Here is a 22,234-nt window from a genome sequence, read left to right as displayed (position 1 = left end):
CGGCGCCCCTTCATCAACGGTCCGCGCAGTCCCGTGGGCACCTTTCGGCCCCTCGGCAGACGATCGTCCGCTTTGTGCCCGTGACGTCCGCCGGGCTCCGTCGTTCTACACGGCGGGTGCACGTAATACCGTCGGGCCACCAGGGCGATGTCCGGGTGGCCCGCCGGTTTTCCGGCGTCCGCGGCGGCCGGGCGCAGGCGCGGTCAGGCGGTCAGAGCGCCAGCATCGCGGCGATCGCCGAACGCCAGTCCTCGCCCGGGCGCGCCACCAGCTCCTCGGCCAGGGCCTCGGCGCGGTAGCGGTGACGGTGCAGGAGACCGGGTGCCCGCCCGCCGGCGACGACGGTGCCGGCGCTGCCCAGCAGCCGGATCAGCTCGCCGGCGAGCTCCTCCCAGCCGACGTGCCCTCCCACGGCGTTGACCGTGCCCTGCGGAGGCCGCTCGGCGCACGTCACCAGGATCCGGGCCAGGGCCGCGGCGTGGATCCAGGGAACGCCGGACCACGGGTCGCCGGAGGCCGGGACCGCGCCCGCCGCGGGCAGGACCACCGGCTCCCCGGCGAGGGCCGCCTGGAAGAGGGCACCGGTCGCCCCCCAGCGCAGCTGGTCCCGCAGCCGGGGGTGCGGGCCCCACACGATCGGGGCGCGCACCACGGCGGCCCCGCCCCGGCCCGCCGTGCCCGCCGCCTCCCACAGCATCCGCTCGCAGTCGAGCTTCGCCCGCCCGTACGGCGTGAGCGGCTCCTCCGGTGCGGTGTCCTCGGCGACGTCGGTCACCGACGGCCGCCCGTACGCGTCCACGCTGCTCACGAAGACGAACGAGCCGCGCCGCCAGCCGTCCAGCAGGGCCCGCATCGCGGCGACGTCCACCTCCGGGGAGGTGAACGTGCAGGCCGCGTGGATGACCGCGGTCACGTCGTCCGACACGGCCGCGCGCAGACTGTCCGCGTCGGCCAGGTCGCCCTCGGCCACCTCCACCCCGTCGGCCGCCACCAGGTGCGCCGACTCGGGCCGCACGAGCGCCCGGACGGGCCGGCCGCGGGCCGCCAGCTCCTGCAGGACGAACGCCCCCACACCCCCGGTGCCGCCGGTGACGAGGACCGTGCCCGCCGCGGAGGGCCGGGCGGCGACGGAGGACGTACGGGCCGCCGGGCTGCGGCTCGCCCGCACCCGCGCCCGCTCGTCCAGCAGCGCCCCCAGCGCCCGCGGCGTGCGCCGCTCCAGGACGTCGAGCCCCGTCAGCGGCACCCGCAGCCGCTCCCGGAGCCGCTCGGCGACCCGGACCGCGAGCAGGGAGTGCCCGCCGAGGAGGAAGAAGTCCCCGTCGGGCCCGGGCCGCTCGCCGAGCAGCTCGGCGAAGACGGCCACCACCGCCGGGGCGGAGGCGGGGGGTTCCGCGCCGGCGGGGGTGCGGGAAGGCGAGCCGGGCCCGGAGAGCCGGCCGGGGGCGAGGTACCCGTCGAGCTCATGGGCTTCGCCGGGCCCGGGGACGCCGCCGGGTCCCCGGACCTCGCCCGGTCCGCGGGACGCGTCGTGCTCCGGGAGCCGCCCGCCCGCCGTGACCAGCGGCCGGACCTCGCCCGCCGACAGCGACGCCAGCACCTCCGCGAAGCCGTTCAGCAGACGGTGGGCCGGCTCTTCGCCGACGCGGCCGCGGTCGTACCGGATCAGGCAGCGCGGGCCGCTGCCGGCCGCGCCCTCCTCCAGGTAGAGGCCGAGGCCGAACTTGACGCCGTCCAGCTCGACGTCGACGGGCTCGCACTCCGCCCCCTCCAGCCGCAGGACGGGCGGCGGGGCCAGGACGTCCGCCGTGACGCCCACCAACGGGTTGCCGCCGGCATCGCGCGCGGCGGCGCCGAGCCGTTCGACCATGAGGTCGAACGGGACGTGACGGTGGCGCTGCGCCTCCAGGAGCGCGTCGCGCACCCGCGCCAGCAGCGTGCCGGTGTCCCCGGCCCCGGACAGGCCGGGCCGGACCGGGAGCGTGTTCACGCACAGGCCCACCAGGTCGCGCGCGCCCGCCGTGTCGCGGTGGCTGCTGGCGCAGCCGATGACGGGGTCCTCCTCGCCGGTCGCCTCCAGGAGCGCCGCGAACGCCGCGGCCAGCACGACCGTGAACAGCGTCGCCCGGTGCGCGCGGCCCGCGGCCCGCAGCCCCTCGACCGTGCCGGGCTCCAGCTCCAGGGACAGCACCCGCGCCTCGCCCCGGCGGGCGGGCTCCGCACCGTCCCCCGCCAGAGGTACGGGGCGGGCTCCCGCGAGCCGCTCCGTCCAGTACGCGAGGCCCTCGTCGAGCGCCTCCGAACCGGCCCGTTCCCGCCGGGCGAAGTCCGCGTACCGCGGCGCGGCGTGCTCCGGTTCCGCGTCGCGCCCCTCCAGCCCGGCGCGGTAGCGGTCGCCGAGCTCACGGGCGATCACGTCCAGGGAGCCGCCGTCCACCGCGATGTGATGGAACGTCAGCAAGAGGGTGTGGTCGTCCTCGGCGTGCCGGACGTGCAGGGCCCGCAGCACGGGGCCGGCCGCGAGGTCGAAGCCGCGGGCCGCCTCGTCGCCGAGCAGCTTCCGCGCGGCGCCCCCGGCGGCGGCGTCCACGGTACGGACCGGCACCCGGCGCGGTGCCGTCACCTCCTGGTACGGCTGGCCGTCCCGCCGTCCGTAGCGCGTCCGCAGCACCTCGTGGCGGCGTACCAGGCCGGTCAGGGCCCGGCCGAACGCCTCCGCGTCGAAGGGGCCGCGCACCCGGGTCGCGAACGGCACGTTGTAGACCGCGCCGCCCCGGCCCAGGCGCTCCATCAGCCACATCCGGTGCTGAGCGTGGGACAGCGGCGCGGTCCCGTCGTCCGCCGCGGGCGCCGGCCGCTCCGGCCGGCGGGCCCGGGCGTCCGCGCTGCGGCGGCGGGCGAGCCGCAGCAGCGCCTCCTGCCGCGCGACCTCCGAAGCCGTACCGCCGCTCACTGTCCCGCCCCGTTCCGCCCGGCGTCCGGCTCCGCGCCGAACGTCTCCGCCAGTGCCTCCTCGACGAGCGCCGCCTGCCCGGCCACCGTGGGCGCCGCGAAGAACGCGGCCAGCGTCAGCTCCACGCCGAGGTCCTCGCGCAGGTCGTCCACGACGCCCAGCGCGAGCAGCGAGTGCCCGCCCAGGGCCAGGAAATCCGCCTCCGGGTCGCCGACCTCGCACTCCAGCGCCCGGCCCCAGGCGTCCGCGACCGCCCGCTGAAGGGGCGTCAGCTCGCGGCGCACGGGCCCGGGCGCGTCCGGGGAGTGCGGCAGACCGGGCACCGGCCGCCCGGCGAGGGCCCGGCGGTCCACCTTGCCGTTGCCCGTCAGCGGCAGCGCGCCGACCACGGACCACGCGTTGGGCAGCAGGTGCGCGGGCAGCCGCCCGGCCAGGTGGTCGCGCAGCGCCGCCACGGCGGGCTGCCCGTCGCCGTCGGGCACGACGAACGCGACCAGGCGCGCGTCGTCCTCACCGGCCCGTACGACGGTGACGGCGGCGTCCGCCACGCGCGGGTGGTCGCGCAGGGCGTGCTCGATCTCGCCCGGCTCGATCCGGAAGCCGCGGACCTTGACCTGGTCGTCCACGCGGCCGTGGAAGTCCAGCGTCCCGTCCGGGCGCGCCGACACCACGTCGCCCGTGCGGTAGAGCCGCCCCGCCCGGGGGTGGTCCACGAAGCGCTCCGCCGTCAGGGCCTCCTGGCCGAGGTAGCCCGCCGCGAGGCGGGGGCCGCCGACCCACAGCTCGCCGCGGGTGCCGGCCGGCACCGCGGCGCCGTGCTCGTCCAGGACGTGCGCCGTCGCCCCGGCCAGCGGACGCCCGATGGGCGGCGGGGCGTCGCAGTCGGCGTCCCGTACGCGGTGGGCCGTGGCGAACGACGTGGTCTCGGTCGGCCCGTAGCCGTTCACCAGTTCCAGCCACGGGTGGGCGCGCAGGACGGCGCGCGCGTGCCGCGCCGACAGGGCCTCGCCGCCCACGATCACCGAGCGCAGCACGGAGAAGACCGGCGAGCGGCGCGCGGCCAGGTGGTGGAAGAGCGCCGTCGTCAGGAACGCCACGGTGGCACCCAGCCGCTCCACGTCCCGCGCGAGGCCCTCCAGCGACTGCCGTCCCGCGGCCGAGACGGCGACCGCCGCGCCGTTGGCCAGGGCCACCCACAGCTCGAACGGCGAGCCGTCGAAGGTCAGCGCCGAGTGGAACAGCACCCGGTCCCGCGCGGTGACCGTCAGGAAGTCCGGTCCGCCGGTCAGTTCCGCGATGCCGCGGTGGGTGATCGCCACGCCCTTCGGACGGCCGGTCGAACCGGAGGTGTACATCACGTACGCGGTCGCGCCGGGGTCGTAGGGGGCGGGCTCCGGCAGATCGCCCTCGGCGGCGTCGGGGCCGCATCCGGCGAGCCCGCCCGCGGTCAGGACGAGTGTCCGGACGGACGGTATGCCCGCCGCTTCGAGCAGGTCCTTCTCGCCGACGACGAGGGAGACGCCGGCGTCGGCGAGCATGGCCTCGGTGCGGGCGCGCGGGTACGCCGCGTCGAGCGGCACGTAGTGGCCGCCGGCCCACCAGACGGCGGCCTTCGCCACGACGGCGCCCACCGAATGCGGCAGCAGCAGCCCCACGGGCGTGCCCCGCCCGACACCACGGGCCTGCAGGGCCCCCGCCAGGCGGCGGGCGGCAGCGGTCAGCTCCCCGTAGGTGAGGGTGAGTTCGCCGTCCGTCACAGCGAGGGCCGACGGCTCCGCCGCGGCGTGGGCGAGCACGCGACCGAGCACGCCGCCGGGGCCTCGCCGGCCCGGGACGGTGTACGCGGCGGCCTGGGGCGCCGGGCGTTCCGCCGGACCCTCGCCGTCGTGGTCACCCGCCGCTGCGGCGGTGGGGATGGCGCGTTCCGGCGGGTTGGTGGTGCCTGCCGGGCCGGGGTCGTGGTGGGGTTCGGCTGGACGGGTCCTGGGGTGCTTGCCGTCGTGGTTGTCCGTGGTTGTGGCGGTGGGGGCGGCGTGCTCCGGCGGGTTGGTGGTGCCTGCCGGGCCGGGGTCCTGGTGGAGTTCGGCTGGACGGGTCCTCGGGTTCCTGCCGTCATGGTTGTCCGCGGTTGCGGCGGTGGGGACGGCCGACCCCTGCGGCTCGGCGGTGTCCGCCGGGCTGGGGGCGTGGTGGGGTTCGGCTGGACGGGTCCTGGGGTGCTTGCCGTCGTGGTCACCTGCTGTTGCGGTGGTGGGGACGGCGCGTTCCGATGGTTTGGCGGTGCCTGCCGGGCCGGGGTCCTGGTGGAGTTCCACCGGGCGGACCCTCGGGCCATCGCCGCCGCGGTTCTCCGCCATTGCGGCGAAGGGAACGCCCGCCCCCCGTGGCTCGGCCGCGCCTGCCGGGCTCTCGGCGGGCGCCGCCGCCGTGTGCTCCTGGCGCGAGTCCACCAGCGCCGCCACGCTGCGCAGGTCCGGCTGGCGCAGGAGCTGCGGTGCCCGGAGCCGGACGCCGAATCGTTCCTCCAGGGCGGTCAGCAGCCGGGCCGCGGTCAGGGAATCGCCGCCCGAGGCGAGGAAGTTGTCGCCGGGGCCCGTCTCCGGGCGGCCGAGGATGCCCCGGCACAGCTCGATCACGAGCCGCTCCGTATCCGTATCCGAGTACGAGTCCGTGTCCGTAACGGTGTCGTCCCCTGCCGCGGGAGCGGCACCGGCACCGGCACCGGCCAGCAGCGCCGCCCGGTCGACCTTGCCGTTGGCGTCGAGCGGGAACGCCTCCACGTACCGCAGCGCCGACGGCACCGCCTGCTCGGGCAGCCGGCCGCGTACCGCCTCCAGCAGCTCGGCCGCCGGCAGGGCGCCCGCGTCCGGCGCGAGCCGGACGAACGCGATCAGCCGGACGTCGCCGCCGGCGGCGGACTCCGCCGCGACGACGGCCCGCAGGACGCGCGGGTCGTCCTCGAACGCCGCCTCCGTCTCGGCCGGTTCGATGCGCGCGCCGCGCACCTTCACCTGGTCGTCCAGGCGGCCGAGGAACTCCAGGACGCCGTCCGGCCGCATCCGCACCCGGTCCCCGGTGCGGTAGACGCGACCGGTGCCGGTCACCTCCGGCGGCGGGGCGACGAAGCGGTGGGCGGTGAGGGTCTCGTCCAGGTACCCGCTCGCGAGGCCCGCGCCGCCGATCCGCAGTTCGCCCGCCTCGCCGCGCGGCACGACGTGCCCGCCGGGGCCGGTGACGCACACGACGGTCCCGTCGGCGGGCGTGCCGATCGGCGGGGGAGTGCCCGGGGCGTCGCCGGCGGAGGCGAGGTCGTGGGCGGTCGCCACGACGGCGGCCTCGGCCGGCCCGTACGCGTTGTCCACGCGCGCGGTGACGTCCGGCCCGGGCCGGCGGCGCAGCCGGTCGCCGCCGATGCTGAGGTGGCGCAGCGCGGGGAGGTCCGGCCAGGGGCGTTCGAGGACGATCTCGGCCAGGGGCGTGGGCAGGATGGCCACGGTCACGCCCGCCCGCCGCCACCACGCGGTGAGGACCTCGGGGTCCCAGCGGACGTCGTCCGGGGGCACGGCGAGGGCCGCGCCGGAGGTCAGGGCGGCCCACAGCTCGAGGACGTGCGGGTCGAAGGAGACGCCGACGAGCAGGCTGTGCCGGTCGCCGGGCCGGGCCGCGGTGCGCGCGGCGTACCAGCGCAGCCGGGCGGCGAGGGCGGTGCCCGGCACCGCGACGGCCTTGGGCACGCCGGTCGAGCCGGAGGTGAGGACCGCGTAGAAGGTGCCGTCCGGGACGGCGGGGCGCCCGGTGTCCGGGGTGGCGGCGGGGAACGCCGCGACGGCCCCGCCGTGCGCGTTGGCGCCCTCGGCGGGCAGCGGCAGGGACAGCCGCTCGGCGCCCGCGTACGCCTCGGGCAGCACCCCGGGCGCGCCGATCAGGCAGGCGACGCGCAGCCCGCCGGCCACCGCGGCCAGCCGGCGCTCGCCGGGGCGCGGCCCGAGCGGGAGGTAGACGGCGCCGAGCCGGGCCACGGCGACGGCCGTGGCGACCAGGGCGGCGGAGCGGTCCAGGCAGACGGCGACGAGGTCGCCGGGGCGCACCCGGTCGCGCAGCGCGTCGGCCGTCCGGCCGGCGAGGGCGTCCAGTTCGGCGTAGGTCCAGGTCAGTTCGCCGTCCTCGACGGCGGGGGCCTCCGGGGCCGCGGAGACGTGCTGCGCGTACCGGGCCAGGACGTCGTCCCAGCCCTCCGCGGTGGCGGTGCTTCCGTAGGCGATGGACAGGTCTGGAGCAGTGGCTGAAGAAGGAGCGGTAGCTGAAGAAGAAGTCATGGTTCCTCCGTGACGTCGTCGGCAGGGAAGGGATCGGGGGCGGTGGCGGGTGCGCTCAGCCCAGCCCCATGGCCCGGGCGACGATCACCTTCTGGATCTCGGAGGTCCCCTCGATGATCGTCATCATCCGGACGTACCGGTAGAGGAATTCCAGGGGATGGCCGCGCACCCACCCCGTCGCCCCGTGCACCTGCAGCGCCCGGTCCACGACGCGGACGGCGGTCTCGGAGGACGTCAGCTTGGCGAGCGCCGCGTTCTCCGGCGCCTCCACGCCGCCGTCCACCAGCCGCGCGCACGCCAGCGTCAGCAGCTTGGCCGCCTCCACCTCGGCCCGGCTGCCGACGAGGTGCTCCTGCACGTGCTGGTACGCGCCGATGCGCTCGCCGAACGCCTTCCGCTCGCGGGCGTAGGCGACCCCGAGGTCCAGGGCGTGCTCGGCGATGCCGTTGCACATCGCCGCCACCACGAGCCGGCCCCGCGAGAGGCTGTCGATGCCGTTGCCGAGCGCCGCGCCCACGCCCGCCTCGCCGCCGACGACGGCGTCGGCGGGCAGCCGCACCTCGTCCAGCACGAGCTCGTACAACTCCTCGCCGGACATGCCCTCGTAGCGCTGGCCGATCCGCAGCCGCGGTGTGTCCATGCCCGTGACGAACGCGGTCGGCCCGAGGTCCTTGCCGTCACTGTCACTGTCACTGTCACTGTCACTGTCACCGCTCACCGCGCCGTCGCCGTCCACTGCCCGGGCCACGACGATGACGAAGTCGGCGTGCCCGGCGTTGCTCACGAACGTCTTGCGCCCCGACAGCACCCAGCCGCCGTCCGCGTCCCGCCGGGCGGTCGTGGTGAGGTGGAAGGCGTCCGATCCGGCGTTCGGCTCGGTCAGCGCGAGGCAGCGCGTCGCCTCGCCCCGCACGAGCGGCTTCAGGTACTTCTCGATCTGCTGCTCCGTGCCCCGGCGCAGCAGCGGGCTCGGGCCGTCCGACCCGGCCAGCGCGTACGGGGCCAGCGGGCAGCCGCTGCGCCCGGCGGCGTGGTGGAGCATGACCACGGCGCCGAACGGCATTCCGGAGCCGCCGAGTTCCTCGGGGTGGTCGCCGGCGTAGAACCCCAGCTTCGCCGAGCGGCGGCGGACGTACGCGCGGAGCTCGGCCGGCGGCAGGCCCCCGTCCTCGGGGAGCTCGGCGGCCAGCGGCACCAGCTCCCGGCGGACGAACGCCGTGAACGCGTCGGCGAGTTCGCGGTGCTCGGTCTCCAGGACGGACGACGGAGTGGTGTTGCTCATGGGGCGGTTCATCGGGCGGTCTCCGTCAGGGCGCGGGCGGCGGTCTCCGTCAGGGCACGGGCCTGGTCGGCGAGGACGGGGTGCTGGAAGAGGACGCGCAGCGGCGGCCGCGTGCCCAGCCGGGGCTCCAGCCACGCGGCGAGGTGCGCCGCGAGCAGGGAGTGCCCGCCGACCTGGAAGAAGTGGGACGACGGCGAGAACCGGTCGTGCCCCAGCACCTCCTGCCAGCCCTCGGCCACCAGGGCGACGGCCGGGTCGGTGCTCTCCTCCTGCTCCGGGGCCGCCGGGTCGCCGGCCGCCGTCGCCTCGGCGGCGAGGCGGGCCAGCGCGGCGCGGTCCGGCTTGCCGCCGGGCAGCACCGGCATCGCCGCGGGCCGGAGCCAGCGCGCGGGGACGAGCGCGGCGGGCAGCCGCTCGGACAGCGCCCTGTGCAGCAGGGCCTGGTCCGGCTCCGCCCCGCCGTCGACGAAGCCGGTCAGGCAGGGGGCGCCGACCGCGTCGTGGCCGAGGACGACCGCGCACGAGCGGCCGCCGAGCACCTCGGAGGCCACCGCCTCGATCTCCTCCGGCTCGATGCGGTAGCCGCGCAGCTTGACCTGGTTGTCGCGGCGGCCGAGGAACCACAGCAGGCCGTCGCGGTCCCGGTACCCGAGGTCGCCGGTCAGGTAGGCGCGCGCCCCGCCGAGCGCGGGCACGGTGACGAACCGGGCCGCGGCCGCCGCGGCGGCCCCTCCGTCTTCGGCACCGCCGAGGTAGCCGTCGGCGAGCGCGGCGCCCGAGACGGCGAGTTCGCCGACCGCGCCCACGGGCAGCGGCCGCAGCCCCGCGTCCAGGACGTGCACCCCGATCCCCGGCAGCGGGGTCCCCAGCGGCACTTCGCCGCCCTCCCCGGCGCCGCCGGCACCCTCGCGGCTCACTTCGTGGACCGTGGAGGTGATGGTCGCCTCGGTCACCCCGTACGCGTTGAGGACCGTCGCGTCCGTCGCGGCGAGGACGTCCCGCAGGGCGGCGGCCGGCAGCCGCTCGCCGCCGGCGACCAGCAGCCGCGGCTCCCACATCCCGTCGCGGAGCGCCTCGCACAGCTCCTCCCGCACGGCCAGGAGGTAACTCGTCGGCAGGTTGGCGACGGTGACCCGGCGGGCCGCCAGGACGGCGATCAGCTCGGCCGCCGTCGGCACCTCCCGTTGCGGCACCACCAGGCACGCACCGGCCAGCAGGGACGGCAGCACTTCTTCCAGCGCCACGTCGAACGAGGGCTGGGCGAAGAGCAGCGCCCTGTCGTCGGAGCGCATTCCGAAGCGCCCGGCCACGGTCGTCATGTGGTGGGCGAGCGCGGCGCGGCCGACGGCCACGGCCTTGGGCAGACCCGTCGAACCGGACGTGTGGATGACGTACGCGGCACCGTCGAGGCACGCGGCCGGCGCCGCGGCGGGGAACGGCCCGTCGGCGCCGAGCAGCGCGACCGGCGCCGGCAGGCCCTCCGCGGGCAGGGCGAGGGCGCTCTCGCGGTCGGCCAGGACCAGGGCCGGGGACAGGCGCCGGACCAGCGTCTCCAGGCGGCTCGCCGGGTCGTTGGGCGACAGCGGGCAGTAGACCGCGCCCGTGCGCAGGCACGCGAGCAGCGTCACGACGGTGTCCACGCCGCGCGGCAGGACGGCCGCGACCGGCTGACCGGCGGCGACGCCGGACGTGCGCAGGCGCGCGGCCAGCTCGTCCACCAGCCGGTCGAGTTCGCCGTAGGTGACCTTCCGGGCGCCGCTGACGAGGGCGGGGAGGCCGGGGTCGTGACGGGCGGCGGGGTCGAGGACGGCATCGGGGTCCACGGGCTCCCCGGCCTGTGCCGGCAGGTGCTCCGGCTGTGCGCCGAGCGCCGCGAGGGGCGCTGCGGGCTCCTCCAGATAGGCCCGTACGAGACCGAGGAAGCGGTCGGCGAGCAGGCGGGCGGCGTCCTCGTCGAACAGGTCCCGGTCGTAGTCCCAGACCAGCGTCATGCCGGCCGGGCCGCGCCGCGGACCGACCGTGCGCCGGTCGTCCGGGAGCAGCACCAGGTCGAGGTCGAAGCGCGTGGTGCCGGTGTTGAAGCCCTCGAACAGCGACACCTCCAGGCCCGGCACCTCCACCTCCGGCAGCGCCGCGTCGTGAGCGCTGAACATGACGCTGAACAGCGGGTTGTCCGCGCCGGACGTGTGCAGGCCGAGCTCGCGGGTGAGCACCTGCACGGGGACGTCCTGGTGCGGCAGCGCGCGGATGAGGCTGTCGGTGACCTCGTCCACCGCCTCGTCCGCACCGGCCGCCGGGTCGAGGCGCAGCCGCAGCGGGATCGTGTTGACGAACATGCCGGTGGCCGACTCGAAGCCCTCGGGGCGGTTGCCGACCGCGGTGCCGACCACGAGGTCGGCGCGGCCGCTGTGGCGGCGCAGCAGCTCGGCGAAGAGCGCGAGGAGCGTGGAGAACGGGGTGTGGCCCTGGGCCAGGCTGTGGGCGCGCAGGCGCTCGGCGAGCTCCGCGTCCACGGCCTGGCGCAGCTGCCCGCCCGCGTGCCGGCGCCGCGCCCCGGGCCGGGCGAGACCGGGCAGCGGCAGGTCGAACGACGCGTCGCCCAGTTCGCGCCGCCAGTACGCCAGGCCCGCCGCGCGCCGGTCCGCCCGCTCGGGACTGCCGGCGGCCTCCAGGTGGTCGGTGTACGAGCGGGCGGGCGGCAGGACCACCTGCTCGCCGAGCACGCGCGCCCGGTAGACGGTGAACACGTCGTGCAGCAGGATCGCGAACGAGTGACCGTCGTGGACGAGGTGGTGCTCGACGTGGACGAGCCGGTGGTGGTCCGGGCCGAGCCGGACGAGGCACCAGCGCAGCAGCGGCGCCTCGTACACGTCCAAGGGCGTCTCGGCCTCGGTGCGCAGCAGGGCGGCGAACGCCGCCTCCGGGTCCGCCTCGCCGCCGAGGTCGGCCGTCCGCAGCCGGGGCGCGCACTGCTCCCGCACGCGCTGGCCGGGCAGACCACCGGGGGAGTCGACGAGTTCGAGGCGCAGACCGGGGTGACGGCCGAGCGCGGCCGCCAGCCCCTCGCGGAGCGCGCCCTCGTCGAGGGCGCCCCGCAGGTCCACGGTGGCGGTGAAGTTGTAGGCGCGACTGCCGGGCAGGATCTGCTCGTGCAGCCAGACGATCTCCTGGGATGTGGAGAGTCCGAACATGATCAGCCTTTCGGGGTCTGGTCCGGGAGTTCACGGGCCGGGCGGGCCGGGTGGGCCGGCGCGGCCGTGGAGGGCGCCCCGGGCGCCGCGCGCCGGTCGGGCGGCGCGGCACGGGGCCGGTGAGCGAGAGGGTCAGGGCGTGGGCACGGGCACGGGCTGAGCGGTCCGCGTGCCCAGCGCCTCGGTCAGGGAGGCGAAGGCCGCCTCCGCACGGTGGTCCGGCACGGCCGACCGGTCCCAGGCCATGCGGACGAGCAGGTCGGAGCCGTACGAGACGGAGACGGCGAACGGCGCTCGGACGGGCCGGGCGTCGAGGTGGATCTCGCGGCCCGTGGCGTCGCCGAGCCGCAGCGGCGGCCGGCGGCCGAGGTCCTCGAAGGTGAGGAGGCCGTCGAGCCGCCCGGACCAGGGCGCCCCGGCCCGCCGGGCCGCGTGGACGACCTCGTCGAACGGGGTGTCGGCGCGGTCGAGGTCGTCCCACCAGGCGGTGGTCCGCCCCGCCGGGTCGAGCTCGTCCGCCGGGTGGGCGACCGTGTTGAGGAAGCAGCCGAGGACCGGGGCCGCGGCCGGAGGCCGGCCGCCCCAGGGGTAGCCCAGCACCGGCACGGAACCAGGGCCGTGGAGCGCACGGGCGGCCGTCGCGCAGGCGTCGAGGAGGACGGGGAAGGCCGCGGCCCGCCCGCCGTCCGCGCCGAGGGGCAGCCGGCGCAGGGCGGTGCCCGTACCGAGGGCTGACGGGGCGTCGATGCTGATAGGGGTGGGGCTGCTGCCGCGTGTGCCGGCCAGGCGCCGTGCCCAGTACGCGAGGGCGTCCGGGTGCGACGCCTTCTCCTCGGCGGCGAGCTGCAGGTGCACGGCGTCGCGGTACGCGGCGAGGCCGTCGGCCGCCGCGTCCGCCGGCACGTCCCGGGGGCCGAGCCCGTCGCGGTAGGCGTCGGTGAGGCCGGCGGTGATCAGGCCCAGCGACTGCTCGTCGCAGGCGGCGTGGTCCAGGACCAGCGCGAGGACGTCCCGGTCGCCGTCGGCGGCGAGGAAGAACCGCAGCGGCGGCCCGTCGGCGGCCCACTCGCCCAGGGCCCGCAGCAGGGCGTCGCGGACGGACTCCCCGGGGCGCGGCCGGACGCGCTCGACGTGCCCGGAGGGCGCGCCCGGCACCTGCAGCGGCACCCCGCGCCGCACCAGCTGCCGCGCCCGCAACGCCGGGTGCAGGGCGGCCAGACGGCCCGCGGCCGCCCGCAGCCGCGCCGGGTCGACCGCCCCCGCGGGGAACGCGAAGAACAACGGCACGAGCGTGGCCCGCCCCGCGGGGTCGAGCCGCCGGGCGAGCAGGAACCGGCGCTGCGCACCCGTGACGGGCAGGGCGCCTTCGGGGGCGCCGGCAGCGTCGGTGAGGCGCTGGTAGTGGGCGAGGTAGGACGAGGTGATGGTGCCGGATTGCACGGTGACCTCCCATGCGCCGAGGGGCGCGAGGACTCGTGGGACGAGAGACATAGGGGATGGGGTCGGGTGGGGGCGTACGGCGCGGTGGCGATGGATGGGTGTCGGGTGCGGGGTGGCGTACGGCGCGGGAGCGATGTCCCGGGACCTGGTCCCGGACCCGAGCCGGACAGCGCGGGGCGGGTGGCCGCAGCGGCGGGGCGTTCGGTGCCGGGGTGGCCGGGCAGCCGGGGCAGTTGGAGTGGCCGGAGTGGCCGGGGCCGGTCGGCGGCCTGGCCGGCGGATGCGCCCTGATCATCCGGGGCCCATCCGACTCCGGGCGTCTTGCTGACCCCGTCACCCCGTCGCCCCGTCGCCCCGTCGCCCCGGCGACCCACCCCCGCCGCGACGGCGAGTGACCACCGTGGCGGAGCCGGCGGTGCCCGCCCTCGGGCACCGGTCCGGAGCCGACTGCTCCGCCGGCAGGCGAGGCGAGCCGGTCAGCCCGTAACGACCGCCTACGCCGCCGGCAGGGCCTCCGTGGCCGGCAGGTCGCGCATGCCCCGCAGGGGCGACGCCAGGAGCGGCACCGGCATCAGCAGGACCCCCGCCGCGGCCACCCACACCGCCGTACGGGCCCCGGCCGCCTCCGCGACCGCGCCGCCGGCGATCGCGCCGAGCGGCATCGTGCCCCACACCATGAAGCGCAGCGTGGCGTTCATGCGGCCCAGCAGCTCGTCCGGGCAGAGCAGCTGCCGGAAGCTGACCTGGGCGACGTTGTAGACGACGGCGCCGAAGAAGACGGCCGCGGACGCGAGGGCGAACCAGGCGGCGGACGCGCCCCGGCCGGCCAGCGGCCACAGCAGGGCGAACGGACCGGTGACCACGGGCGACAGCCAGATCACTCTCGCCTGGCCGACCGCGCGCGCGAGCGCTCCCGCGCACAGCGCGCCGGCCAGGCCTCCGATCGCCGAGGCGGACATCATCAATCCCATGACGCCGGGCGGCAGTTCCAGCACGCGCACCAGGAACACCGTCTGGACCGCCACGAGCATCGCGGTGAAGAAGTTGGCGAGCGCCGTGGCGCAGGCGATCATGCGCAGGACGGGGTGCCGGAAGACGAAGGCGAGCCCTTCCGCGACCTGGGCGCGCAGGGGCACGCCCGGCGCGGGGGCGGGCTGCGGCTCGCGGGCCCGTATGCCGCGCAGGAAGAGGGCGGACAGCAGGTAGCCGAGCGCGTCGGCGAGCAGGGCGAAGGGCGCTCCGAGGAGCTGGACCAGGGCACCGCCCAGCCCGGGGCCCGCGACCTGCGCGGACGAACGGGCCGTCTCCAGGGCGCCGTTGCCCGCGACCAGCTGATCACGGGGGAGCAGGGACGGCAGGTAGCTCTGGTGCGCGATGTCGAAGAAGACGGTGGCCACGCCGGTGACCAGGGCGACGACGTACAGCTGCGCCATGGTGAGCGCTCCGGCCCAGGCGGCGAGCGGCAGGGTCGCCATCGCCACCGCCCGGACGACGTCGGCGCGGACGAGGACCGGCAGCCGCCGCATCCGGTCCAGCCACGCCCCGGCCGGCAGGCCGACCAGCAGGAACGCCGCGGTCTCGGCGGCGGTCAGCAGCCCGGCCTCCAGGGGGGAGGCGTCGAGCGCGACCACGGCGACCAGCGGCAGCGCCACCACGGTCACCTGGGCGCCGATCTGGCTCACCGCGGCACCGGCCAGAAGGAGACGGAAGTCCCCATTCCGTAAGATGCCTCGGCCATGAGTCTTCATTGACAACATTTGGCAGACATTTGGGCATGACGTGGCCATCAGTCAAAAATGACGGACATTTTCGGTCATTACCATTCTCGATATGGATAACTTCCGTCGTCCGCCAGGTGAACCGGCGATGCCTGTCACCTGAACAGCACTCGCTGTGACCTGCGGCGGTCCGGCCGGACGTCCCATGGCCGCGGTCCGCGGGGCCCTTGGATGAATGTCCGGTATTCGGTGCCCGCACACCGCAGAACGGCCGCCTCCGGATCCCTGGCATCATCGAGGGATGTCTGAACAGATCATCGCCGCCTGTGACGGGGCATCGAAGGGCAACCCGGGGCCCGCGGCCTGGGCCTGGGTCGTGGCCGACGCGACGGGAGCCCCCGAGCGCTGGGAGGCCGGCCCGCTGGGCAGGGCGACCAACAACATCGCGGAGCTGACCGCCCTGGAGCAGCTCTTGGAAGCCACCGACCCGGCCGTGCCGATGCAGGTGCGGATGGACTCGCAGTACGCGATGAACGCCGTGACCAAGTGGCTGCCCGGCTGGAAGCGCAACGGGTGGAAGACCTCGTCCGGCTCGCCGGTGGCCAACCGGGAGCTCGTCATCCGCATCGACGCCCTCCTGGCGGGCCGCACCGTCGAGTTCCGGTACGTGCCGGCCCACCAGGAGAACGGCGACCCCCTGAACGCGATCGCCGACCAGGCGGCGAGCGACGCGGCGGTCCAGCAGCAGGCGGCCGGCACCGCGCACGGCGCCGAGGGCCTGCCCGTGCCGGCCCCGCGCGAGCCCTCGGCGCCCCGGCGCACCGGCCCGCCGAAGAGCCGCAAGCCGCGCTCCTCCGGGACGGCGACGATCAAGGCCAAGTTCGCGGGCCGCTGCCCGTGCGGCCAGTCGTACGCGGCCGGCGAGAAGATCTCCAAGGGCGAGCGCGGGTGGGGCCACCCGGCCTGCGCCGCCACCGCGTAATCCCCTCGCGCCCCGCGCGGCCGGCCGCCCAGGGCCGGCGCATGCCGGACACCGACACCGAACCGCGTGAGGCGGAGACCGCGGACCTGGAGGCGATCCACGGCTCCCTCGCCCGGAGCCGGCGCGGCTTCCTGCCGGACGCCGGCGAGGACGTCGTGCGGCAGCTGGACGAGCGCCGCGCGGCCCGGCGCCGCGGCGCCGCCGTGCACATCGTCGGCTCGCGCGCCGAGGACGGCGAGGTCGCGTCCCGGGCCGACCTGTACCTGGACCCGGCGTCCGGCGTGGCGCAGGTGGAGGACCTGGTCACGGCGGCGGACCGGCTCGGGCGCGGCCACGCCGACGCGGTGCTCTCCACCGCCCTGCGCCTGGCCTCCGACGCCGGCTGCCGCACGCGCTTCCTGACCGCCGACGCCGCGGGCCGGCCGCGCCACTGGTGCGGCGCGCCGCGGCTTCGCGGAGATCGGCCGCATGCACGTCTTCGACCGGGTCTGAAGGCGCTCCTGGGACTCCTGAGGTGACCGGCCGGTCCGCCGGGACGGCTCAACCTGACCTGTACACGTCCCTTCCTCGGTGGTGCCATGGGCCGCGCGCACAGCGTCCCCCGCGCAGGGAAGGAAAGGGGAATCCCATGTTCAGACCGGTGTTGACCGCCGGCGCGGCCGTGGCCCTGGTGGCCGCCGCGTCCTTCGCACCGTCGTCCGCGTCGTCGGAGGGGGTGCCTCCGCCGGACAGGGTCGTCATCGACGTCGTCGCCGTCAACGGCTCGGGCTGCCCCGCGGGAACGGCGGCCGTGGCCGTCGCCCCCGACAACACCGCCTTCACGGTGACCTACAGCAAGTACCTCGCCCAGGTCGGCGTCGGCGCCAGGCCCACCGACTTCCGCAAGAACTGCCAGCTCGGCCTGAACGTCCACGTCCCGCAGGGCTTCACGTACGCCGTCGCCAAGGCGGACTACCGCGGCTTCGCGCACCTGGAGAGCGGGGCCTCGGGCATGGAGCGGGCCAGCTACTACTTCCAGGGCATGTCCCAGACCACCTCCGTGAGCCACCGCTTCACGGGCCCGTTCAGCGACGACTGGGAGACGACGGACGTCACCGGCGCCGCCGAAGTCGTCTACGCCCCCTGCGGCGCGCAGCGGATCCTCAACGTCAACACCGAACTCCGGGTCGGCGCCGGCACCTCGGACCCGTCGACGACCACCAGCTTCATGGCCATGGACTCGACCGACGGCAGCGTCAGCACGATCTACCACTTCGCGTGGAAGGAGTGCCCCTGACCGCTGACCGGCGGCCCCCGGCCGCACGCGTCCGTCCATGGAACCCGAAGCAGCAGGAGGTACCCCCATGTTGGGACCGGTGGCGATCGGCTGTGCCGCCGTGGCCATGCTCGCCGCTCCGGTGGCACCGTCGTCGGCCGCTCCCCATGGGGAGCCTCCGCCCGACCGGATCGTGATCGACGTCGTGTCGGTCAACGGCTCGGGCTGTCCCGCCGGGACGGCGAACGTGTCCGTCGCTCCGGACAACCAGGCGTTCACCGTGACGTACAGCAGTTACACCGCGCAGGTCGGCGTCGGTGCCAAGCCGACCGACTTCCGCAAGAACTGCCAGCTCAGCCTGAACGTCCACGTTCCGCAGGGCTTCACGTACGCGGTCGCCAGGGCCGACTACCGGGGCTTCGCCCACCTGGAGAAGGGTGCCAGCGGCCTGGAGCGGGCCACCTACTACTTCCAGGGCATGCAGCAGACCACGTACGTGAACCACCACTTCACCGGCCCGGTGCACGACAACTGGCAGGCGTCCGACACCACCGACATCGACGCGGTGGTCTACGCCCCCTGCGGGGCGATCCGCTACCTCAACATCAACACGGAGCTGCGCGTGGACGCCGGCACCTCGGACCCCACGCGCACCACCAGCCTCCTGGCGATGGACTCGACGGACGGCAGCATCAACACGCTCTACCACTTCGCCTGGAAGCCCTGTCCCCGCGCCTGAGCGGCCCCCGGCCCCTCAGCGGCCCGCCGCCGGCCGGACCGGCCCCGTCTCGTACGCGAGGACCGCGGCCCGCGTCCAGCCGGCCGAGGGCGGGCTGCGGGGCGTGCCGCACCCCGCACCGATCGCCACCGCGATGACGAAGGCCGTGGAGCCCCGGCTGATGACCTGGTTGTGCTCCTGTGTCGCCAGGGCCGTCTCGGCCATGCCCGGCAGCACGGCGATGCCCAGCGCCACGGCCGCGCTCTGAGGGCGGACGCGCAGCACGAGAGGAGCAGGACGAGGGTGTGCAGGCTGATTCCGGCCACGCTCCAGGGCGGCCGTGCTCGAACCGGCGGAACAGCGCCCAGCACCCGAGAAGCGCCGCGCCGAAGACCGGCAGCCACGCGAGGCGCGCGAGTCCGGAACACCCGGGAGACGGGGGCGAGTTGCGGTACGTGGGCGAGCGGGCTCGCGCCGTGGAGGGCGCCGTCTCGGGGGACCAGGGCGGTCAGCGGTCGGCGGCGGGCCCTTCGAACCGCAGGGCCAAGCCGTCGAGCATGGACGTGAGGCCGAGCTCGAAGACCTCGTCGAGGCGCAGGTCGTAGCCGTTGTCGCCGTCGAAGGAGCCGGTCACCCTGGCGAAGACGGGGTAGCGGCCGGAGGTGGTGAGGGCGTCGAACGCCGCGGCGTGGGCGTCCATCCACTGCTCGCCGGAGATCCCGGTGTCGCCCGCGGCCTGCTTCTCCCGCTCCAAGTGGACCGCGGTGCCCTGGACGTAGCTGTAGAGCAGCACGTTCACGTCGAGCATCGTCGCCGGGGAGAGGCCGAGGCCGTCGAGGGCGGTGAGCATCCACTCGGAGTACGCGATGAGGTGCGGCAGGGCCAGCGGGCGGGTGAGGGGGCCGATGTGCGCGAGCCAGGGGTGCGCGCGGTGGACCGCCCACAGCGCGCGGGCCCCGAGTTCGAGGCGCCGCCGCCAGTCCCCGGGGGCCGCCTCGGGGTAGGACAGCTCCGCGAAGGCGGCGTCGGCCATGAGGCAGACCAGGTCGTCCTTGCTGTTCACGTAGCGGTAGGGCGACATGGCCGCGACGCCGAGCCGGCCGGCGATCCCGCGCATGGACAGGGCGGACAGCCCCTCGGCGTCGGCGACGGCGACGGCGGCGCGGACGATGCGGTCGCGGGTCAGCTCGTGGTCGGTCGTCCCGGCCGCGGTGACCGCGGGCGCGGCGGCGGTCACCGCGGCCGGCTCCGGCGCCGCTGCCGGCTGCCGGTCCGGGCCCGCGACGACGGTCCCCACGCGCGGCTGGGCCCGGACGAGCCCCTCCTGGCGCAACGTCGTCAGCACCTTGGTCGCCGTGGCGAGCGCGACGTTCCACTCCTGGGCGATCTGCCGGGTGGAGGGGACGCGGTCGCCGGGTGCGAGCTCCCCGCCGGTGATGCGGCGGCGCAGCTCGGCGGCGATGCGCAGGTACGGCGGGACCAATTTTCCGGCCACGGGACGGCCTCCTCATTCTGTACTAGTACACAGGCTAGCAGGGGAAGTGTCGGGAAACCGCCGGTGGAGGCGCTGTCTGTACTAGTCCAGGGGGCTTGAAAGAGGGCTTGGCAGCTGTGTGCGTACGGCGTACATTCAGTGGCGTACGGCGTACAGAACAGCCCGCACGGGCCCGCCCGTGCAGGCCGTACAGCACATCCACTGCTCCAGCGAAGGTGATTCCCATGCAGACCGTCCTCGTCTCCGGTGCCGGCGTCGCCGGCCTCTCGCTCGCCTACTGGCTCCGCCGCAACGGCTTCGCCGCGACCGTGGTCGAGCGGGCCCCCGCCGTCCGCCCGGGCGGCCAGGCGATCGACGTGCGCGGCGTCGCCCTCGACGTCCTCGACCGGACCGGGATCCTGGAGGAGGCCCGCGCCGTCCGCACCCGCCTGCGCGGCATGACCATGCTCGACGGCCAGGGCAACGAGACGGGGCGCTCCACCGAGATGACCCTGAGCGGCGGCCGGCTCGACAGCCCGGACGTCGAGCTGCTCCGCGAGGACCTGACGGAACTGCTGCACCGTCAGGCGCTCGACGCAGGAGTGGAGTTCGTCCACTCCGACTCCATCGCCGCGCTCGACGACCGCGCGGACGGCGTGCGGGTGAGCTTCGAGTCGAGCCCGGAGCGCGCGTTCGACCTCGTCGTGGGCGCCGACGGTCTGCACTCGAAGGTGCGGGCGCTGGCCTTCGGGCCGGAGCAGGAGTACGTCCAGCACCTCGGCGCCTACCTGACGGTCTTCAGCGCGCCCAACTTCCTCGGCCTCGACAACTGGGAGATATGGCTCAACGACGAGTCGGCCGGAGCCCGCACCGCGACCTGCTGCGTCTACCCCGTGCGCGACAACAGCGAGATCAGGGCCACCCTCGGCTTCGTGTCGGACCCGATCGCCTACGACTACCGCGACACCGAGCGGCAGAAGGCCCTCATGGCCGAGCGGCTGGCGCACGTGGGCTGGGAGACGCCGCGGCTGCTGCAGGCCATGCACGAGGCCCCCGACTTCTACTTCGACCAGATGGCCCAGATCCGCATGGACCGCTGGACCGCCGGCCGGACGGCCCTCGTCGGGGACGCGGGCTACTGCCCCTCGCCGCTCTCCGGGCAGGGCACGAGCCTTGCGCTCGTCGGCGCCTACGTGCTGGCCACCGAGCTCGGCAAGCGGGACGGCGGCGGGCACGCCGCAGCGTTCGCCCGCTACGAGGACCGCATGCGCCCGTTCGTCGCCCTCAACCAGGCCCTCGCGCTCGCACACGCGGCCGGCGACCACTCGGAGGAGGCGCTGGAGAAGGCGAAGAACGGCATCGCGCTCGACGGCTGACCGCCGGGCCCGGCGTCCTCCTCCTCCGCCCCGCCCGGCATGATGGGCCCATGGGAACCCGACCTGTGCTCGTCTACGACGGCGACTGCGGCTTCTGCACCACCTCCGTGCGGTTCGCCGAGAAGTACGTCCGGCCCCGCTGCACCGTCGTGGCCTGGCAGTTCGCCGCACTGGACGAGCTGGGCGTCACCCGGGAACGGGCCGAGCACGAGCTGCTGTGGATCGCCCCCGGCGGCACCGTGTACGGAGGCGCCCAGGCCGTCGCCAAGCTCCTCCTCAGCGCCCCCGGCGCGTGGGCCGTCCCGGGCGCGGTGCTCACCCTGCCCCCGGCGCGCTGGGCCGGCCACGGCCTGTACCGCCTGATCGCGGACAACCGGCACCGGCTCCCCGGCGGAACGGCCGCCTGCGCGCTGCCCGCGGACCGCCGCCCCGGGGCCCGGTAGCCACCGGCTCGCCGCCGGGCACCCGCACACGGCCCGTCCAGGGGCTCAACGGCGCGGGTAACGTGGGGAAATGACTCGCCCTCGCCCCGGCCGCCCGGGCCCCCGCCTGATAGCCACCGACCTCGACGGCACCCTCCTCCGCAACGACGGCACCCTCTCCCCGCGCACCCTGCGCGCGCTCCGCACCGCCACCGGGGCCGGCGCCGAGGTCGTCTTCGTCACCGCCCGCCCGCCCCGCTTCGCCGACCGCCTCGCCGCCGCGACCGGCCTCACCGGCACCGCGGTCTGCAGCAACGGCGCCCTCGTCTACGACCTCGCGTCCCGCACCGTCACCGCCTCCCGCGCCCTGCCCGTCGCCGTCGCCCGCAAGGTCGTGACCGTCCTGTCGGCCGCCCTGCCCGACGTGGGCTACGCCGTCGAGACCGGCCACCGGGTCCTCTACGAGCCGGCGTACCGGCTGCGCCTCCCCGAGGACGCCGGGGCGGAGTCGCCCGTGGCGTCCCTCGCCGACCTGTGGACCGCCGACGTCCCCATCGCCAAGCTCCTCGCCTGGTCGGATCGGCTCGACGCGGACCACCTGCTCGCCGCCGCCCAGGAAGCCGCGGGCGCCGAGGCCCAGTTCACCCACTCCGGCGGGCGCGGGCTCCTGGAGGTCAGCGCGCCCGGCGTCACCAAGGCCGGCACGCTCTCCGGACTGTGCGCCGGCCGCGGCATCACCGCCGCCGACGTCGTCGCCTTCGGCGACATGCCCAACGACCTCACCATCCTGACCTGGGCGGGCACCGGCTACGCCATGGGCAACGCCCACCCGGCGGTCCTCGCCTCCGTGCGGCGGCACACCGCCACCAACGAGGAGGACGGCGTCGCCGCCGTACTGGAGCAGCTCTTCGGCACGGCCTGAGGAGGGCCTCCGCACGGCCCTCCCGCGGCACGCCTTGCGCCGTCCGGGGGAGCGCGTGCCACCTGTGCGCGCCACCCCCGGCCCGGCGGCCGGCAAGCGCCGACGCCCCGCACGCATCACTGTGGAAGCAGGAGACGGCAGCCGCGGCGCGTCCGGCGGAAGGAGGCCCTGTGTGACGGACGAAC

Annotated in this window: 15 protein-coding genes; 7 read left to right on the top strand and 8 right to left on the bottom strand. The window is 76.0% G+C overall.

The window, feature by feature from the left end:
- Positions 1 to 211: 211 nt before the first annotated feature.
- The 6 genes from ACOTKD_RS10120 to ACOTKD_RS10095 form a co-directional block, all read right to left on the bottom strand.
- Positions 212 to 2,953: a condensation domain-containing protein gene (locus tag ACOTKD_RS10120; RefSeq protein WP_424888541.1), complete on the bottom strand. Its 2,742-nt coding sequence runs from the start codon at positions 2,951 to 2,953 to the stop codon at positions 212 to 214.
- On the bottom strand, positions 2,950 to 7,269 hold the full coding sequence (locus tag ACOTKD_RS10115) for an amino acid adenylation domain-containing protein (RefSeq protein ID WP_424888540.1): 4,320 nt from the start codon (positions 7,267 to 7,269) through the stop codon (positions 2,950 to 2,952). Before ACOTKD_RS10115 ends, ACOTKD_RS10120 begins: the two co-directional genes overlap by 4 nt.
- 55 nt (positions 7,270 to 7,324) lie before the next feature.
- Positions 7,325 to 8,551: an acyl-CoA dehydrogenase family protein gene (locus ACOTKD_RS10110; protein WP_424888539.1), complete on the bottom strand. Its 1,227-nt coding sequence runs from the start codon at positions 8,549 to 8,551 to the stop codon at positions 7,325 to 7,327.
- Positions 8,552 to 8,559: 8 nt separating this feature from the next.
- Positions 8,560 to 11,742 (bottom strand): non-ribosomal peptide synthetase, encoded by a 3,183-nt coding sequence (locus tag ACOTKD_RS10105; RefSeq protein WP_424888538.1) that lies wholly within the window; start codon positions 11,740 to 11,742, stop codon positions 8,560 to 8,562.
- Positions 11,743 to 11,874: 132 nt separating this feature from the next.
- Entirely contained in the window at positions 11,875 to 13,182 is a 1,308-nt protein-coding gene (locus ACOTKD_RS10100) for a non-ribosomal peptide synthetase (RefSeq protein WP_424888537.1), read from the bottom strand.
- 494 nt (positions 13,183 to 13,676) lie between these two features.
- On the bottom strand, positions 13,677 to 14,930 hold the full coding sequence (locus ACOTKD_RS10095) for an MFS transporter (protein ID WP_424888536.1): 1,254 nt from the start codon (positions 14,928 to 14,930) through the stop codon (positions 13,677 to 13,679).
- Positions 14,931 to 15,201: 271 nt separating this feature from the next.
- Here ACOTKD_RS10095 and ACOTKD_RS10090 point away from each other — a divergent pair, with 271 nt between their 5' ends.
- The 4 genes from ACOTKD_RS10090 to ACOTKD_RS10075 all read left to right on the top strand — a co-directional run bounded on the left by ACOTKD_RS10090 (position 15,202) and on the right by ACOTKD_RS10075 (position 17,876).
- Complete coding sequence (locus ACOTKD_RS10090) at positions 15,202 to 15,882, top strand: ribonuclease H family protein (protein ID WP_424888535.1); 681 nt, start codon at positions 15,202 to 15,204, stop codon at positions 15,880 to 15,882.
- 41 nt (positions 15,883 to 15,923) lie between these two features.
- On the top strand, positions 15,924 to 16,400 hold the full coding sequence (locus tag ACOTKD_RS10085) for a GNAT family N-acetyltransferase (protein WP_424888534.1): 477 nt from the start codon (positions 15,924 to 15,926) through the stop codon (positions 16,398 to 16,400).
- A 110-nt stretch (positions 16,401 to 16,510) separates the two neighbouring features.
- Entirely contained in the window at positions 16,511 to 17,158 is a 648-nt protein-coding gene (locus ACOTKD_RS10080; protein WP_424888533.1) for a DUF4360 domain-containing protein, read from the top strand.
- A 67-nt stretch (positions 17,159 to 17,225) separates the two neighbouring features.
- On the top strand, positions 17,226 to 17,876 hold the full coding sequence (locus tag ACOTKD_RS10075; protein ID WP_424888532.1) for a DUF4360 domain-containing protein: 651 nt from the start codon (positions 17,226 to 17,228) through the stop codon (positions 17,874 to 17,876).
- A gap of 15 nt (positions 17,877 to 17,891) precedes the next feature.
- Here the strand turns inward: ACOTKD_RS10075 and ACOTKD_RS10070 are convergent, their stop codons facing one another.
- Complete coding sequence (locus tag ACOTKD_RS10070; RefSeq protein WP_424888531.1) at positions 17,892 to 18,140, bottom strand: hypothetical protein; 249 nt, start codon at positions 18,138 to 18,140, stop codon at positions 17,892 to 17,894.
- A 223-nt stretch (positions 18,141 to 18,363) separates the two neighbouring features.
- On the bottom strand, positions 18,364 to 19,350 hold the full coding sequence (locus tag ACOTKD_RS10065) for a TetR/AcrR family transcriptional regulator C-terminal domain-containing protein (RefSeq protein ID WP_424888530.1): 987 nt from the start codon (positions 19,348 to 19,350) through the stop codon (positions 18,364 to 18,366).
- 224 nt (positions 19,351 to 19,574) lie between these two features.
- Here ACOTKD_RS10065 and ACOTKD_RS10060 point away from each other — a divergent pair, with 224 nt between their 5' ends.
- The 3 genes from ACOTKD_RS10060 to ACOTKD_RS10050 all read left to right on the top strand — a co-directional run bounded on the left by ACOTKD_RS10060 (position 19,575) and on the right by ACOTKD_RS10050 (position 22,049).
- A complete protein-coding gene (locus ACOTKD_RS10060; RefSeq protein ID WP_424888529.1) occupies positions 19,575 to 20,705 on the top strand; it encodes an FAD-dependent monooxygenase in 1,131 nt (376 codons plus the stop codon).
- A gap of 50 nt (positions 20,706 to 20,755) precedes the next feature.
- Positions 20,756 to 21,148, top strand: coding sequence for a thiol-disulfide oxidoreductase DCC family protein (locus ACOTKD_RS10055; protein ID WP_424888528.1), 393 nt, complete (start codon positions 20,756 to 20,758; stop codon positions 21,146 to 21,148).
- A 70-nt stretch (positions 21,149 to 21,218) separates the two neighbouring features.
- On the top strand, positions 21,219 to 22,049 hold the full coding sequence (locus ACOTKD_RS10050; protein ID WP_424888527.1) for an HAD hydrolase family protein: 831 nt from the start codon (positions 21,219 to 21,221) through the stop codon (positions 22,047 to 22,049).
- Positions 22,050 to 22,234 lie beyond the last annotated feature (185 nt).

This window comes from Streptomyces sp. XH2, from assembly GCF_049725035.1.
Lineage (GTDB): Bacteria > Actinomycetota > Actinomycetes > Streptomycetales > Streptomycetaceae > Streptomyces > Streptomyces roseoverticillatus.
The sequence above is the reverse complement of the archived record's forward strand: the minus strand, read 5'-3'. Positions and strand labels throughout refer to the sequence as shown.

What these genes read in the sequence shown, in the direction of transcription:
- ACOTKD_RS10115 (WP_424888540.1), bottom strand. Translation starts at nt 7,269, where the DNA reads ATGACTTCTTCTTCAGCTACCGCTCCTTCTTCAGCCACTGCTCCAGAC.
- ACOTKD_RS10110 (WP_424888539.1), bottom strand. Translation starts at nt 8,551, where the DNA reads ATGAGCAACACCACTCCGTCGTCCGTCCTGGAGACCGAGCACCGCGAA.
- ACOTKD_RS10105 (WP_424888538.1), bottom strand. Translation starts at nt 11,742, where the DNA reads ATGTTCGGACTCTCCACATCCCAGGAGATCGTCTGGCTGCACGAGCAG.
- ACOTKD_RS10095 (WP_424888536.1), bottom strand. Translation starts at nt 14,930, where the DNA reads ATGAAGACTCATGGCCGAGGCATCTTACGGAATGGGGACTTCCGTCTC.
- ACOTKD_RS10090 (WP_424888535.1), top strand. Translation starts at nt 15,202, where the DNA reads ATGTCTGAACAGATCATCGCCGCCTGTGACGGGGCATCGAAGGGCAAC.
- ACOTKD_RS10085 (WP_424888534.1), top strand. Translation starts at nt 15,924, where the DNA reads ATGCCGGACACCGACACCGAACCGCGTGAGGCGGAGACCGCGGACCTG.
- ACOTKD_RS10080 (WP_424888533.1), top strand. Translation starts at nt 16,511, where the DNA reads ATGTTCAGACCGGTGTTGACCGCCGGCGCGGCCGTGGCCCTGGTGGCC.
- ACOTKD_RS10075 (WP_424888532.1), top strand. Translation starts at nt 17,226, where the DNA reads ATGTTGGGACCGGTGGCGATCGGCTGTGCCGCCGTGGCCATGCTCGCC.
- ACOTKD_RS10060 (WP_424888529.1), top strand. Translation starts at nt 19,575, where the DNA reads ATGCAGACCGTCCTCGTCTCCGGTGCCGGCGTCGCCGGCCTCTCGCTC.
- ACOTKD_RS10055 (WP_424888528.1), top strand. Translation starts at nt 20,756, where the DNA reads ATGGGAACCCGACCTGTGCTCGTCTACGACGGCGACTGCGGCTTCTGC.
- ACOTKD_RS10050 (WP_424888527.1), top strand. Translation starts at nt 21,219, where the DNA reads ATGACTCGCCCTCGCCCCGGCCGCCCGGGCCCCCGCCTGATAGCCACC.